Origin of the sequence: Faecalibacterium sp. I4-1-79 (assembly GCF_023347235.1) — a bacterium.
Taxonomy (GTDB): Bacteria; Bacillota; Clostridia; order Oscillospirales; family Ruminococcaceae; genus Faecalibacterium; species Faecalibacterium tardum.
The window spans coordinates 2,589,541-2,604,549 of record NZ_CP094467.1 but is presented as its reverse complement, the minus strand read 5'-3'; the positions used below and the strand labels follow the sequence as shown (position 1 = coordinate 2,604,549).

General features: G+C 58.3%; 11 protein-coding genes and 1 other annotated feature. Of the genes, 3 read left to right on the top strand and 8 right to left on the bottom strand.

Annotation, left to right across the window (positions count from 1 at the left end):
• Nucleotides 1-111: 111 nt before the first annotated feature.
• Entirely contained in the window at nt 112-591 is a 480-nt protein-coding gene (locus MTP36_RS12780) for a deoxycytidylate deaminase (RefSeq protein ID WP_112091154.1), read from the bottom strand.
• Nucleotides 592-1,248: 657 nt separating this feature from the next.
• Between MTP36_RS12780 and MTP36_RS12775 the strand changes: the two genes are divergently transcribed.
• Nucleotides 1,249-3,333: an elongation factor G gene (locus MTP36_RS12775; protein ID WP_249251183.1), complete on the top strand. Its 2,085-nt coding sequence runs from the start codon at nt 1,249-1,251 to the stop codon at nt 3,331-3,333.
• Between the two features lie 160 nt (nt 3,334-3,493).
• Here the strand turns inward: MTP36_RS12775 and asnB are convergent, their stop codons facing one another.
• Nucleotides 3,494-5,080, bottom strand: a complete 1,587-nt coding sequence (gene asnB, locus MTP36_RS12770; protein WP_249251182.1) for an asparagine synthase B — start codon at nt 5,078-5,080, stop codon at nt 3,494-3,496.
• A 61-nt stretch (nt 5,081-5,141) separates the two neighbouring features.
• Nucleotides 5,142-5,404, bottom strand: a binding site (T-box leader).
• A gap of 13 nt (nt 5,405-5,417) precedes the next feature.
• Nucleotides 5,418-5,903, bottom strand: coding sequence for a Fur family transcriptional regulator (locus tag MTP36_RS12765; RefSeq protein WP_249251181.1), 486 nt, complete (start codon nt 5,901-5,903; stop codon nt 5,418-5,420).
• A gap of 372 nt (nt 5,904-6,275) precedes the next feature.
• Between MTP36_RS12765 and MTP36_RS12760 the strand changes: the two genes are divergently transcribed.
• A complete protein-coding gene (locus tag MTP36_RS12760; protein WP_055186383.1) occupies nt 6,276-6,935 on the top strand; it encodes a GntR family transcriptional regulator in 660 nt (219 codons plus the stop codon).
• Between the two features lie 94 nt (nt 6,936-7,029).
• On the opposite strand, the gene MTP36_RS12755 is transcribed toward MTP36_RS12760, so the two are convergent.
• The 5 genes from MTP36_RS12755 to MTP36_RS12735 all read right to left on the bottom strand — a co-directional run bounded on the left by MTP36_RS12755 (nt 7,030) and on the right by MTP36_RS12735 (nt 13,680).
• On the bottom strand, nt 7,030-7,800 hold the full coding sequence (locus tag MTP36_RS12755; RefSeq protein ID WP_249251180.1) for an HAD family hydrolase: 771 nt from the start codon (nt 7,798-7,800) through the stop codon (nt 7,030-7,032).
• Between the two features lie 24 nt (nt 7,801-7,824).
• Nucleotides 7,825-8,637: an ABC transporter ATP-binding protein gene (locus tag MTP36_RS12750; RefSeq protein WP_330220887.1), complete on the bottom strand. Its 813-nt coding sequence runs from the start codon at nt 8,635-8,637 to the stop codon at nt 7,825-7,827.
• Nucleotides 8,638-8,644: 7 nt separating this feature from the next.
• Nucleotides 8,645-9,589 carry an ABC transporter permease gene (locus tag MTP36_RS12745; RefSeq protein ID WP_055186384.1) on the bottom strand — a complete coding sequence of 315 codons (945 nt, stop codon included), beginning with the start codon at nt 9,587-9,589 and terminating at the stop codon, nt 8,645-8,647.
• A 162-nt stretch (nt 9,590-9,751) separates the two neighbouring features.
• A complete protein-coding gene (locus MTP36_RS12740; protein WP_249251178.1) occupies nt 9,752-10,852 on the bottom strand; it encodes an ABC transporter substrate-binding protein in 1,101 nt (366 codons plus the stop codon).
• 425 nt (nt 10,853-11,277) lie between these two features.
• Complete coding sequence (locus MTP36_RS12735) at nt 11,278-13,680, bottom strand: YfhO family protein (protein ID WP_249251177.1); 2,403 nt, start codon at nt 13,678-13,680, stop codon at nt 11,278-11,280.
• A gap of 138 nt (nt 13,681-13,818) precedes the next feature.
• Between MTP36_RS12735 and yfbR the strand changes: the two genes are divergently transcribed.
• Nucleotides 13,819-14,406: a 5'-deoxynucleotidase gene (gene yfbR / locus MTP36_RS12730; protein ID WP_249251176.1), complete on the top strand. Its 588-nt coding sequence runs from the start codon at nt 13,819-13,821 to the stop codon at nt 14,404-14,406.
• Nucleotides 14,407-15,009: the final 603 nt, after the last annotated feature.

Genomic DNA, 15,009 nt, shown 5'->3' with positions numbered 1-15,009 from the left:
TACAGGAAGAATCAGCGATACGGGACAGAAAGCATGACCACCAATGATGCAATCAGCGTCTTATGGGTAGAATAACATAAATTATTGCGAATTGCAATAAAAAGGTTATGCTTACAACTCCAGCTCTGCCCGGCGTCCGGTGGGCTTATAGGGGGTCAGCCGGACACCGGCGTGCTCGAACATGAACCGCGCCGCAATGCTGGAATCGCTGTCGTGGTACTTGTCGCCGTAGTACACCACCTCGGCAATGCCGGACTGGATGATGGCCTTGGTGCACTCGTTGCAGGGGAACAGAGTCACATACACCCGGGCACCCTTCAGGTTGTTGTGGGCGCTGTTGAGAATGGCGTTCAGCTCGGCGTGGCAGACGTACATATACTTGGTCTGCAGGGGGGCGCCCTCCCGCTCCCAAGGCATCTCGTCATCGCTGCAGCCCATGGGCATCCCGTTGTAGCCTAGGGAAAGGATCTTGTTTTCCGGGCTTACGATGCACGCGCCCACCTGACTGTTGGGGTCCTTGGAGCGCATGGCGGTAAGCAGCGCAATACCCATAAAATATTCGTCCCAGTTGATATAATCCTCGCGTTTCATCGCGTAAAACCTCCTGCCTTTTCCAACGGGTCTGCGGCTTGACAAACCCGGAAAAATAGACTATACTACGAATAGAAAGAGCGCTGACTGCAATGGTCAGCTCCTCATCCGGCTAATCAGTCGTAAAGAATGACCGCTTGCTTTCTGAGGGCATGAGCGGTCATTTCTTTTTGCCGTTGGAAATCGTCCATGTGATCTCGAAGGTAATGTAGATTGCTCCGCCAAGCAGCGTGAGCAGCAGCACGACCTGTTCAAACGTCATGAAGCATCCCCCCTTTCCGCTTTCGCGTCAGGGGAAGCAAAAAGTTTTTCGTCCCCTCTGGCGCGCAGCCGGAAGGAGCTAGACCACCGATTATGCAATCAGCGCCCTTACCGCCGAAGCGGCACTTACAGCATACCATAAAACCCGCATATTTGCAACGAAAACTCCCGGTTCTGCGCCTGTACGCGCTGCCGGGAGTTCTGCTTTTTCTGCCCGTCTGTTTTACACCCCAATGTCAACTTGCACAAAACAGTGCCCGGAAGTTTGGCAGGCGTTTTTGCTAAAATTTGAAACGATATATTTAAAAATCATTTCAAGTGTGGTATTATCTTTGTAAAATATGCCACAAAAACGGAGAGAATGCTCCGTGCGGCGGAAATGAGGGAAAAACCGATATGAAATACGCAAGCAACAACATCCGCAATATTCTGATTGCCGGCCATGCCGGCAGCGGCAAGACCACGCTGACCGAAGCACTGGTCTATTTTTCGGGCGCTGCCGAGCGTATGGGCCGGGTTGAGGACGGTACCACGATTTCGGACTTTGATCCCGAGGAAGCAAAGCGCAAGGCCAGCCTGTCGGCGTCCGTTGTGCCGGTGGAGTACGAGGGCATCAAGTACAACCTGATCGATGCACCGGGTCTGTTCGACTTTGAAGCAGGCGAGTACGAGGGCATCCGCGCCGCCGAGAGCGTGCTGGTGTGCGTGTCCGGCCGCAGCGGCGTTACTGTGGGCGCAGAAAAGGCGTTCCAGCTGGCGCGCAAGAACGGCAAGGCCACCATGGTGTTCGTCTCCAAGTGCGATCTGGAAAACGCCAACTACTTCAAGATCCTTGAGGATATGAAGATCCGCTTCGGCTCCACCGTCTGCCCCTGTGTCGTGCCCGCAAAGCTGGACGACGGCACCCCCGTGTACATCAACCTGTTCAGCCAGAAGGCCTTCAAGTACGAGGGCGGCAAGCAGATCCAGGTGGACCTGCCGGACATCGGTCACCGTTTCCAGGGCCTGATCGAGGCCATGAGCGAGGCCATTGCGGAAACCGACGATGAGCTGATGGAAAAGTTCTTCGGCGGCGAGCCCTTTACCACCGAGGAGATCGTGGAGGGTATGCGAAAGGGCGTTAAGGATGGCCTGATCACCCCCGTGTTCTGCGGCAGCGCCGTGAATATGCAGGCACTGGATATGCTGCTGTTCAATATGCACAAGCTGCTGCCCAGCCCGGAGCACGAGGCCAGCACGCTGGCCGAGGACGCCAACGGCGAGCCGGTGGAGCTGCACTGCACCGAGGACGAACCCACTGCCGCCTACGTCTTTAAGACCGTGGCTGACCCGTTCGTGGGCAAGCTGAGCTATCTGCGTGTTATCAGCGGCAAGGTGACCGCAGGCGAACCGCTGACCAACGCCCGCACCGGCGAGGTGGAAAAGATCACTAAACCCCTGACCATCATTGGCAAGAAGCAGATCGAGAACGACGGCATCGGTGCCGGTGATATCGGCGCAGTGGCAAAGCTGGTGAGCGCAAAGACCGGCGATACCCTGTGCGATGCAGACCGCGTGGTCAAGCTGCCCGCGCCTGTGTTCCCCAAGCCCAGCCTGTTTATGGCTGTTACCGTGGCCAAGAAGGGCGACGAGGGCAAGATCTCCAGCGCACTGGCACGCCTGATGGAAGAAGATCCCACCCTGTGCTACATCAATAACGCCGAGACCCATCAGCAGGTCATCGGCGGCTTGGGTGAGCAGCATCTGGACGTGGTCAAGGCCAAGCTGAAGAACAAGTTCGGCGTGGAGATCGGTCTGGAAGCTCCCCGCATCGCCTACCGCGAGTCCATCCGCAAGGCCTGCCAGAAGCAGGGGCGCCATAAGAAGCAGACCGGCGGTCACGGCCAGTTCGGTGATGTTATCATCAACTTCGAGCCCTGCGACAGCGAGCAGGTGGTGTTCGAGGAGAAGGTGTTCGGCGGCAGCGTGCCCAAGAACTTCTTCCCCGCCGTGGAAAAGGGCGTGCGTCTGGCTGCCGAAAAGGGCGTGTTGGCCGGTTACCCCGTGGTCGGCCTGAAGGCCACCCTGCTGGACGGCAGCTACCACCCGGTGGATAGCTCTGAAATGGCCTTTATCATGGCTGCAAAGTTGGCCTATAAAGCCGCTATGCCGGAGGCCGGCCCCGTCATTCTGGAGCCCATCCACACCCTGAAAGCCCATGTGCCCAACGACAACACCGGCGATATCATGGGCGATGTGACCAAGCGCCGCGGCCGTGTGCTGGGCATGGAGCCGGACGAGGACGGCTTGCAGACCATCATTGCCGAGGTGCCGCTGGCAGAGCTTGCAAACTTTACCACCTTTATCCGTCAGACCACGCAGGGCCGCGGCTGGTTCACCACCGAGTTCGCCCGTTACGAGACTCTGCCCGAGATGTTGGTGCCTGCCGTTGTGGAGCAGGCCAAGAAGCTGGGTAATCTGGACGAGGCCGCAGACGACTGAGCCCTGAACCCCTGATTTGACATTTTCCTGAGCCCCCGCCGACACTTTTTTCCCTCTGTCGGCGGGGGCTTTTTTGCGTAAAAATGGAACACCGGAGCGTCCGCAGATGCTCCGGTGTTCCGAAATCATAAAAAGTTTTCTGCTGAAAAATGCTCTGGCGTTACACGCCGGAGGCACCGTAGTTTGCCAGCACGCGGGCAGAGGGATCGTTGACGTTGCAGCCCGGCCATGCTTTGTTGGGCATCCAGAAGCCCACGATGGTGCGGCTCTGGTCGTAGTAGTATTTCTCGAAGATCTCCCGGTACAGCAAACTCTCCTTGGTAAAGGGCATGCAGTGTGCCGAGTAGTTTGCCCGGCGCATCTGGAACTCCTCCTCGGTGTACAGGCTTTCGGCGTACTCTTTGATGTCGTCCACCATGCTGTGGCCTACGGCGTCCGAGAAGGCGGCCTTTTCACGCCACAGGATCTCCGGCGGCAGCCAGTCGCCCTCAAAGGCCTTGCGCAGCAGGTACTTGCCCTTGCCGTAGCGGTTCAGCTTCTTTTCCGGGTCGATGGCCATGACGTAGCGCACAAAATCCAAGTCGCCAAAGGGCACCCGCGCCTCGATGCTGTTGGAGGAGATGCAGCGGTCTGCCCGCAGCACATCGTACATGTACAGCTCCCGGATGCGCTTCTGGCTCTCCTGCTGGAAAGCATCGGCGGTGGGGGCGTAGTCGGTGTATTTGTAGCCGAACAGCTCGTCCGAGATCTCGCCGGTCAGCAGCACACGTACATCGGTCTGCTCGTGAATGGCCTTGCACAGCAGGTACATACCCATGCTGGCGCGGATGGTGGTGATATCCCATGTGCCCAGCAGCCGGATGACCTCTTCCAAGCTGCTGAGCACCATCTCGCGGTTGATGATAATCTCGTGGTGCTCGCTGCCAAGATAGTCCGCAGTCTGCCGGGCGTATTTCAGGTCGATGGCATCGGTGTCCATGCCGATGGCAAAGGTGCGGATGGGCTTGCCCAGCTTTTTGGCGGCAATGGAGCACACCAAGGAGGAGTCGAGCCCGCCGGAAAGCAGAAAGCCCACGGGTGCATCGGCATCCAGCCGCTTTTCCACACCGGCGATCAGCTTCTCGCGGATGTTCTTCAGGATGGTGGGCATATCGTCCTGCATGGGGGCGGGCACGTCCGCAATGTCCTCGTAGCGCACAAAGCGGCCGTCGCAGTAGTAGCTGCCAATGGGGAAGGGACGGATATCATCGCACCAGCCGATGAGGTTGCGCATCTCGGAGGAAAAGGCGATCTTGTGGCTGGACTTGGAGTAGCCGTAGAACAGCGGACGGATGCCGATGGGGTCGCGGGCGGCGATGAGCCGATCCTTGCGGGAATCATACAGAATAAGTGCAAACTCCGCGTCCATGTGGCGGAACATATCCAGCCCGTACTCGTAGTACAGCGGCAGCAGGATCTCGCAGTCGCAGTCAGAGCAGAACTTATAGCCCCGGCGCTTTAAGATCTCTTTTTCGAACCGGAAACCGTACAGTTCGCCGTTGCACACCACGCAGTCGGCGCCCCGGTAAAAGGGCTGCATCCCCTCCGGGGTCAGTCCCATGATGGCAAGCCGCCCAAAGCCCATCAGGCCGTAGGGACCCTCCACCACCCGCTGGTCGTCCGGCCCGCGGTCCACGGTGCGCAGCAGATACTCTTTGAATTTTTCGGCACTCAGGTCGTGCCCCGTATAACCCATAACACAACACATACTTCTTACCCCTCTTGTAAAAACGATAAAAATAAAAATACGGCAGCCATTCATCCCATAGTCCTAGGACGAATATGCTGCCGTATCCGTGGTGCCACCTAAATTACCGGCATACGCAATACGCCGGTCACTTTTGTGCGCTCTCCCCGTTGAAAGCACTGCCGCGATAACGAGCGGCGCACGTCTGCCCCTACTGCTGCACACGCAGGTTCAGGGAGCGGCTCACGGGTGTTCTTCGGGCTTCGTTTTCTGCGCGGTTTCCACCGTCCCGCGCTCTCTGCAAGAAAAACCTGAAACCTTACTTTTCCCGGTCAACGCTTTTATTGTCTGCATTGTATCACGGGTTTTTGTCCGTGTCAACACAGCAGGCGCATTTTTTTGCAGGCTGTTCTTCTGCTGTGGACGGTGCCGCGTTCTGCGCGCAATGACGGCACAGCCCGTACAGCACACTGCCCTCGCATTGCAGGGTAAAGCCGTGCTCTGCCATCAGGTGGGCGCGCACCTCGTCCATAAAATGGCAGTCCAGATGATAGATGCGCCCGCACTGCACGCACTTGAGGTGCAGATGCTCCCGGCAGTGGCGTCCCTCGTCCACATACTGGAACACCGCCCGCTCGCCTTTGTCGGCCACATATTTCATAATGCGCTGCTCGCCCGCCAGCTTATCCAGATAGCGGTACACGGTGGTGGGGTTGGGGCTTGCGCCCTGTGCCTCCAGATGCTCCAGAATGTTGGAGGCGCTTACCGCGTGCTGGCGGTTGTTGATGAGGTAATCTAAGATGAGCTGCCGGGTGCGGGTGTTGTAGCCATCGCTTCGTGCCATGAGAGTTTCGGTCCTTTCCGGTGTAGATGTGTTGTTTTTTGGCTCTATTGTAGCACAGTTTGCCCTTGGATGCAAAAGAAGCGGGCGGAAAGTGGGTCTGTTTGGCGACAAGCACAAAAAACATTGTAAAAAGTAGCAAAATCAAGGCGTAATCTTTGTATAAAACGGAAAACACGCCAAAGTTAAGTAAAAAGTCTTGTAAAAAATGCCCTGATGTGAAATAATGTATTAGATAAAGTGGTTGGATTGCAGCCGGGATACAAGCTGGCTGAACATGAAGAAGAAACCGGCAGCGGTGGGTTTGCGCTGCCGGTTCGGACGTTTTGGAACGTTTTTGGAGAAGAAGACAAAGAAGAATAGGAGAGTGTGCTTATGAAAGAGCAGGAAGCACAGGCAAAGCTCAGCCTGAAGCTGCAGGCGTACCAGTACCTCAAAACCAAGATCCTGAACTGCGAGTACCGCCCCAACGAGTTTCTGAACGAGCAGAAGCTCTGCGCCGAGATGGGCAACATCAGCCGCACCCCCATGCGGGATGCACTGGGGCGTCTGGAGCAGGAGGGGCTGATCACCATTCTGCCCAAAAAGGGTCTGATGGTCTCCGGCATCACCGAAGAGGACGTGCACAGCATGTTTGAAATGCGTCTGCTGGTGGAGCCCTACGCCCTGCGTACTTACGGCAATGCCATCCCCCGGGAGCAGCTGGAGGCCTACGCCGAGCTGATGCACCACAGCGAGCGCATCGAGGATTTCTGCAAGTCGGACGACGACTTCCACGAGCTGCTGATGAGCACCCTGCCCAACAAGTATCTGCGCTCTGCCTACGACCGTATTACCGGCCTGAACACCCGGTTCCGCATCATGACCGGCAAGGTGAGCATGATCAATCAGGAGCAGACCTGTGAGGAGCATCTGCAGATTCTGGATGCTGCTCTGGCAGGGGACTGGGACGGCGCAGCCATGGCGCTGCAGCACCATCTGGAGCTGGCCCGCGATAAAGCCGAGGGCGTCATCAAGGTCATCCGCCTGTGGTAAAAGAATAAAAATTAAAAGGTCTGCTGCACCGTGCCGGTGCAGCAGACCTTTTTCGCTTTTACGAGAAGGAACACAGCATAGAAGGGAGTCTCCCTCAGATAAGGTGGTTTTCAAGGCAGTAATGATAGACCCCGTCCTCTTCCACAGAGCGGCAGCGGACGGCAGCTCTGGCCTTGACCTCTTCGAGCGCGTTTCCCATAGCAACGCCTGTACCGACTGCTTCCAGCATTTCAATGTCGTTCCGTCCGTCCCCAAAGGCAACGGCTTCGGACTTTGAAAATCCATAATGCGCCAAGACCGCCCTTACAGCGTTTCCCTTGCCGCAGGAGAGCGGAATAATATCTACTGCCTTGTCCCACCATGCGGTGATCTGTGTGGCGTGCGTCCCCTGTAAGATCTGTGTGTATTCGGCGCTGTTGCAGGAGCACATGATCTGATAGATCTCCTCCTCGCACAGCGCATCAAAATGCTCGGAAATCACCAGCTTTTCGCTGCCAAAGGAAAAGTATTGTGCCAGATCGGGGTCTGTCCCGTTTGTTACGATAAAGTGCTCATTGCTGATAGCAGCTGCCCGGTGCATCTGCTTCAGGTTTTGCAGAATCTTGTGTTTGTCGTCAGCGTCCAGCGGATTTTTGAAGAGCACAGTATCCTTGCTGCGGACATAGGAGCCGTTGAAGGTCAGCCAGATATCAAAATCGACACCTTCAAAATGCGGGATGGAGAGATAGCCTCTGCCGGTCGCCATGCACAACAAGACCCCGTTTGCTTGCAGCTGCTGTAAAGCCTGCACAGTTTTTGGGGATGGCTCCTTGCTGCCCAGCTTGAGCAAGGTTCCGTCTACATCAAAAAAAGCAATTTTTATCATACGACACCTCTGGTAAAAATATTTTTATTTCTCCATCTTGCTCAGCAGGATGCGGTCATTATCCAGATTTTTGCCGGCGTTCTCGCGGAACTTTTCCAGCAGATCGTCCACGGTCATCTTGCTGCGCGCTGCGCCCTTTACGTCAAACACGATGCGCCCGGCGTCCATCATCAGGGTGCGGTTGCCCAGCTCCAGCGCCTGATGCATATTGTGGGTCACCATCAGGCAGGTGATCTTTTTCTCGGCCACGATACTCTTGGTCAGCGCCAGCACCTTTTCGGCGGTGGCGGGGTCCAGCGCGGCGGTGTGCTCGTCCAGCAGCAGCAGCTTTGGGGTGACAAGGGTAGCCATGAGCAGGGTAAGCGCCTGCCGCTGACCGCCGGAGAGCAGCCCCACCGGCTGCTTCATGCGGTCCTCCAGACCCATGTCCAGCAAAGCCAGCTTTTCGCGGAAAAGCGCCTTGTCCTTGCGGGAAATGCGGGAGAAGATGGCGTTGGGCGCAGTGCCTGCCCGCAGGTAAGCCAGCGCCAGATTTTCCTCGATGGTCATGTTGGGCGCGGTGCCCTTGAGCGGGTCCTGGAACAGATGCCCGATGACCTTGCTGCGCTGGTGCTCCGGCGCAAAGGTGATGTCCTGCCCGCCCAGCAGAATGCTGCCCTCGTCGGCGATAAAGCCGCCGGTAATGGCGTTGAACAGAGTGGATTTGCCCGCGCCGTTGGAGCCCACGATGGTGGCAAAATCTCCGGCTTCCATCTGCAGGCTCACTCCGGCAAGCGCCACCTTTTCGTTGACGGTGCCGGGGTTAAAGGTCTTGTGCAGGTCGTTCAGCTGCAGCATTTCCATGTTACTGTCCCTCCCTGTTGGTCACGGTGCGGCGGGCGCGGGCGGCGTGCCGGCGCTTTTCAAAGGCGAAGTGCTCCCGGATGGCGGGCATGGAGATGGCCACTGCCACAATGATGGCGGAAACCAGCTTCATGGCGGCGGCGGGCACATTGAACCGCAGCGCCACCGCTACGATAAAACGGTACAGGCAGCTGCCGAACACCACGCCCAGAATGCGGCGCAGCATGGTACGCTTGCCCACCAGCGTCTCGCCGATGATCAGGGAAGCCAGTGCAATGGTCACCATGCCGGTGCCCACGTTGATATCGCAGCTTTTCTGGTACTGCGCCAGCAGCCCGCCGGACAGCGCACACAGCGCACCGGAAACGCACAGACCCACCGTGATGGTAAAGGCAGGGTTGATGCTGGAAGCCCGCACCATGGCGGCGTTATCGCCGGTGGCGCGGATGGAAAGCCCCAGCCGCGTGCCCAGAAAGCCCAGCATCGCCGCGCAGGCTACGGCAATAATGACAGCCGCCAGCGCCAGCTTATACCAGCTGCCCAGAAAGCCCAGTGCGCTTTTTGCCATGGAGAAGATGGTAGGGGTCTTGACCAGTGACATGGTGGAAGAAAAGCCCATCACCGCCAGATTGATGGTGTACAGGCCGGTGTTGACGATGATACCGGCCATGATGCTTTCCACCCCGAGCCTTGTCTGCAAAAAGGCGGTGACAAAGCCGGAGCACACCCCCGCGGCCATAGCTGCCGCCAGCGCAAGGATGGGGTGGCCGGTCAACGCCACTTGACAGGCTACCGCGCAGCCCAGCGTAAAGCAGCCGTCGGTGGAAAGGTCGGCAATATTCAGGATGGAGTAGCTCAGAAACAGTGCCAACGCCACCAGTCCGTAGATGCAGCCCAGCTCCAGCGCTGTCTGCAAGACGTTGAGGGAAAAGATACTCGCCAGCATGGTGTATGCTCCTTTTATGTTATTTTGAATGCGTGCCGCATTGCTCTGCGGAGTGCGACAAACGTATTTTCACGGGAGAGGAAAACCACTTTCCCCAGAACCGCCAAAAGCTCTCCCTTGCGGGAGAGCCAGAAAAGCCGTCAGGTTTTGACGGAGCGGGGTTCAGGAGAAGCTCTCGGCGGTGGTCACCTCGGTGATCTCGGTGCAGTAGGGCTTGAAGGCTTCCTTCAGGGCTGCCAGATCCAGCCCCAGCGCCTCGGCGGTCTCGGTGTTGATGGTAACGATGCCGTTATCAAAGGTCTGGTAGGGCAGGTCTGCGGGGGTCTTGCTGTCGCACAGCAGCTGGCTGACCATATCGGCGGTGGCTTCGCCCAGCTGGACGTAGTCCACACCGTAGCCCACCAGTGCGCCGTTCAGCGCAAAGCTGTCGGCACCGGTGTAGTGCTGCACACCGGCCTCGATGAAGCTCTCGTAGATGGACAGCTCGGCGGTCATGATGGTGTTGTCGGTGGGGGTGAACACGGCCTTGACCCCGGCGGCGACCAGTGCCTCGGCAGCCATCTGCACCTCGGCGGTGGTGGTGCCGTTCTTTTCCACCACCTTGATGCCGTTCTTCTCGCAGAAGGCCTTGGCGTCTGCAATGGCCTGGGTGGAGGCATCCTGACTCAGGTCATACAGCAGACCGATGGTATCGATGCCGGGGTTTGCCGCCACGATCAGGTTCATGATGGCGTCGGTGTTCAGGGCATCGGAGGTGCCGGTGATATTCTCCTCACCGTCAAAGCCTGCGGCGGCGGGATCGGTCACAGCGGAGTAGACCACCGGGATGTCGGTGTCCTCCACAGCGGCCAGCATGGTAGCGGCGGTGGGGGTGGCCACGGCCACGATCACGTCTACGCCGTCAGCCACAAGGTCTGCGCCGATCTGGTTCAGGTTGGACTGGTCGGCCTGTGCGTTGGCGTAGTAATCGGTATAGTCAAAGGTGACACCCTTCTCTTTGCCGATGGCGTCCAGACGGCTCTCCACAGATTCCACGATCTGGTTGAGGGAGGCGTGATCCACATAGTTGACGATGCCCACCTTGAAGGTCTCGCCAGCGGCAGTGGCGCTGCCGGAAGCAGCTGCGGAGGAGGAGACCGCTGCACTGGAGGCGGTGCTGGAAGCAGCGCTGCCGCAGCCGGTCAGTGCCATAGCAGAAACAGCGGAGGCGGCCAGAGCGGCCTTCAGGAAGCTGCGGCGGGAGATCATGTTCAGGTTTTTCATAGTGGTAACTCCTTTCCCGGAGCGGGCGGCAAATCAAAAGACCCGCTCCCTTTGCGGGACGGGTCTTAAAACAAAACGACCCTGTCCCTGTGTGTTATCCACAAGGACAGGATCGGTAAATACGATTCTGCGGTGCCACCTTGCTTGCTCTGCATCCAATACAGCAGAGCCACTCACGGAGAGCCAACACTCCCCTGTCCTGTAACGGAGACTTCCGTCCAAAGCTACTGGGGTTTGTGCCCGTTTGCCCGGCCCTCGGCGGCCCACGAAACTCTGCCCCGCTTTCGCCCGTTTGCACTGTCCGGGCTCACTGCAGATGCGCTGTGCAGGTTCTCTTCCGCCTCATCGGTTTGATTGCATTATACACTTTATCTTCGTAAAGTCAAGAGGGATTTTTAAATTTTTGTTTTTTGGCCCGGTCAAAGTCATTCTTCTGCCGGGGCACCGGTGCTGCGGCGCTTGCGGCGCACAAAGCAGGCAACGTACACCACCCACACAGGAATGGCCACTGCGGTCACCACCCGGCTTGCGGAAAGCCCGGCGGCCTGATACACAAAGTCGATGCTGCTTGCGCCCGCCGGGCAGAGCACCGCCATCAGTCCCTCGTCCACTTGCAGGATATCGGTCTTTTCGCCGTTGACATAGGCGGTAAAGCCGTCATCGTAGGGCACGGAGAAAAAGACGAGGTTTGGCTTGTCCAACGTGATCTCGGCATGGAAGCCTGCATTGTTCATCTGGAACACAGAGCAGCTGTGGGCGCGGCGGTCGGCGCAGTCCTGCGTGTAGCTGTCGTAGTGCAGATCATTTAGCATGTCCTCCGAAAGTTCGGTCAGGTACTGACCGTATGCCTTTACGTCCTCGTCCTCCAGCACCAGCGCCCGCATCAGCAGGTTGGAACGCAGGGTCTTGATCGAAGTCTGGTAGGTGGCATCGGTCACATAGTAGTCGTAGGTAAAGCCCATGGGAACGTAGTTATCGTTGTGGTACAGCGTGTAGCCGTCCACATCGGCAAGATAGGTCCAGCCTGCGTCTGCCTCGTCCTCAAAGCTTTCGCGCTTTTCCGGGGTGGTAATGAGGTACTCCACGCTCAGCAGGCCGCGCAAAGCGTAGTTTGTGATCTCCGGCTCGCTGCGCACGTCCCGCTTGACCCCCAGCCCCGGGTAGAAGCTGAGGATGCTGGGAGCCGCCGTGCTGCCGAAGTATTGCAGGCAGCTCTTATCCAGCCACATCCCGATGTTATCGTGGATCTTGTAGGTGTCGATGCGATAGTCGCCCTCCGGCAGGTCATTTTTCAGCAGCAGGGCGTTCGTGTCCTGCTCCACAAGGTCGCTGTCGGTGTGCCACTGGCCAAACTTGCCAATGCCGATGTGCACCATGGTGAATGCGCAGGCAAACACCAGCACCGCCGCCGTCATGCGCTGGGCAAAGCGGCTGTCCTGCCGCCACTTGCTGCAAAGAACGCGGTACAGCATAAGCCCCAGCAGACCAAAGCCCAGCACGACAAAGAACTGCCCCGGGTTCTTCAGCACGCCGAAAGACCATGTCTCGGTGGTATCGTCCCGCACGGGCACTACGGCAAAGACCAGCGTAGCCAGCATGATCCAGCCGATGCCCCGGGCAGGTGCGTCCAGATCGATGTCCGGGTCCTCCAGCGCGTTCACGGTCATGGCGGCAAGGATGAGGGTGGGCATATAGTACCAGCGGGCGTAGTAGCTGGAATTGAGCGCGTAGAAGGCGCTGTTCAGCACCGGCACCAGCGCGCACACGGCGCACACCGCCACGATGCGCTTTTTACTGTCGGCCTTCCGGCTGCGCCAGTAGGCCATGGCACCGGCCAGACTGCACAGCGGCAGATAGGCCGTCATGCTCGTCCACTTGATGACGCCCTCCGACCAGACCGAGGTGAGGTAGGGGGAGTCCGGCGGCAGGATCCAGCTGAGCAGGATGGCCAGATACTGCTGCACCTTGGCGTAGGTCAAAAAGCCCCAGCCGGAGGAAAGATCGATGGTGCGCGGGTTCTGCAGCAGGCTGAGCACCGCCGGGAACAACAGCAGACAGCCCATGGCAACGCCCAGCACGCTCTCCCACAACAGATGCCCGAACTTGCGCCCGGTCAGCCGGAAGTCCTTGGTGGTCAGTTTGCACACGAAGTAGATGCACAGGAAAATTACCTGTCCCACAAAGAAGAAATAGTTGTTGAGCAGGTTTACCGCCACCCAGAAGGCGAACAGGCCGTGACGATCCTCATAAATGGCCTCGTCCAGTGCCCAGAGCAGATAGGGGAACAGTGCCACCACATCCACAAAGTGGTTAAAGAACACGTTGTACACCGCAAAGCCGGAAAGCGCGTACAGGCAGGCACCCAGCACCGCGTAGTTCTCGTTTTTGACGTAGCGACGCAGGTACAGATACGCACCGCCGCCCGCCACGCCGAACTTGAGCACCAGCAGCGGCACCATCATATAGGGCAGCCAGCTTTGCGGCAGCAGCACCGACAGCCAAAAAAACGGCGAGCCGTACAGGTAGAAGGAGTAGGCGTTCATCACTCCGCTGCCAAGGTCGGTCGCCCACGAAAAGGTATTGCGCGGCGCACCGGCAAAGGCGCTGTCCGGGTAGCCCGCACCCTTGACAAAGCCGTTCATATACCGGTAAAAGCTGATCTGCTGGCTGTTAAAATCGCCTGCATAGTGGAAAAAGCCGCCGTCAAGGATGTAGAACGGCAAAAAGAAGATGGCCGCCGTCAGGGCGCACAGCCCTACCGCCTGCCAGAATTTTTTATGGCTCTGCTCCCTTGGTGTGAGCAGCCGTGGTTTTATAAACTTTTCCATAGTGTTCCTCTTTCTCCGCGCACCGGCGCGGAAGTGGATTTGATGTCACCTTGTAGTATAGCACGGCGGCGCGCAAGAAAAAAGGGCTTGACAACCAAGCGCCCGGCGGGTATGGTGAAGAAAAGGAGGCGTATTGCCATGCTGTATCCCTTCAGTGCCTTACTGGCGCGCATGAAGTATATTACCCGATGGAGCCTGATGCACTCCACCCGGGCGGAATCCCTCAGCGAGCACACCTGTGACACCGCACTGCTGGCGCACCTGCTGTGCCTCATTGCCAAGCACTACACCGGCACGCCCTGCCGCCCCGAGGTGGTGGCAGTGGCGGCGCTGTACCACGACGCGCCGGAGATCATCACCGGGGATATGCCAACGCCGGTCAAGTACCACTCCCCAGCGCTGCGGGACGCCTACAAGGCGCTGGAGACCGAGAGCGTGCGCTCCATGGCGGCGCTTTTACCCACAGAGCTGGCTGCAGAGCTGACCCCCTGCATGGATGGCACGGCACTCACCGCAGAGGAGCATCGTCTGCTCAAGGCTGCCGACCGGCTGAGTGCGCTGATCAAATGCACCGAGGAGCAGCGCAGCGGCAACCACGAATTTGACGCCGCACTCACGCAGCAGCGCGCCGCGCTGCAAGCCATGCAATGCCCGGAGGCCGACTGGTTTCTGGAGCACTGCCTGCCCTGCTATACTCAGAATCTGGACGAGCTGACGAAGCAGTAACCATACGGCTTGCCGCCGGGGGAATGTTCTCTTTTGGTGGCAAAAACTAAAAAAGAGCTGCCATGCTCCGCGGGGAAAGTAATTGCTTGCCGCAAGCGCGCAGGGACGCTCCGCTGGGCCAGAGGCAGGGAGGGGTGTTCCGACTCCCCCCTCCCTACCTCTGGACTCCACCCACCCCGCAATGCAACAACTGCGACCACCGCCAGCGGCGGAAACAGAGAGCAGTTGTTGGGGCAGCGGCCAGCAAGACGCGAGTGTCGCCCAAGGCACGAAGCGGATGCTGGGTGCCGCAACCCGTCGTCAAGGGCTGCTCGCCCTTGACAATCCTAAAGAAGAAGTCGAAGCACAAAAAAGCTAGCGCTGCGCCAGTCGGCGCTATCGCTTTAACGCTTTTTTCGCTTCTCCATTTATAGCCCCTCAGTCGCTGCGCGACAGCTCCCCGGGGAGCAAGGATGCCCGCCGCAAGCGCTGCGCTTCCGTAGGAAGCGGCGCTGCAAATGCCGTTTCTCTCTACGACCCTTCCCGTGAAAATGCAATGCCGGAGCGTCCGCAGACGCTCCGGCATTGCTCTATTTAAAATATTTTTTCCGCTGATGATGCGCA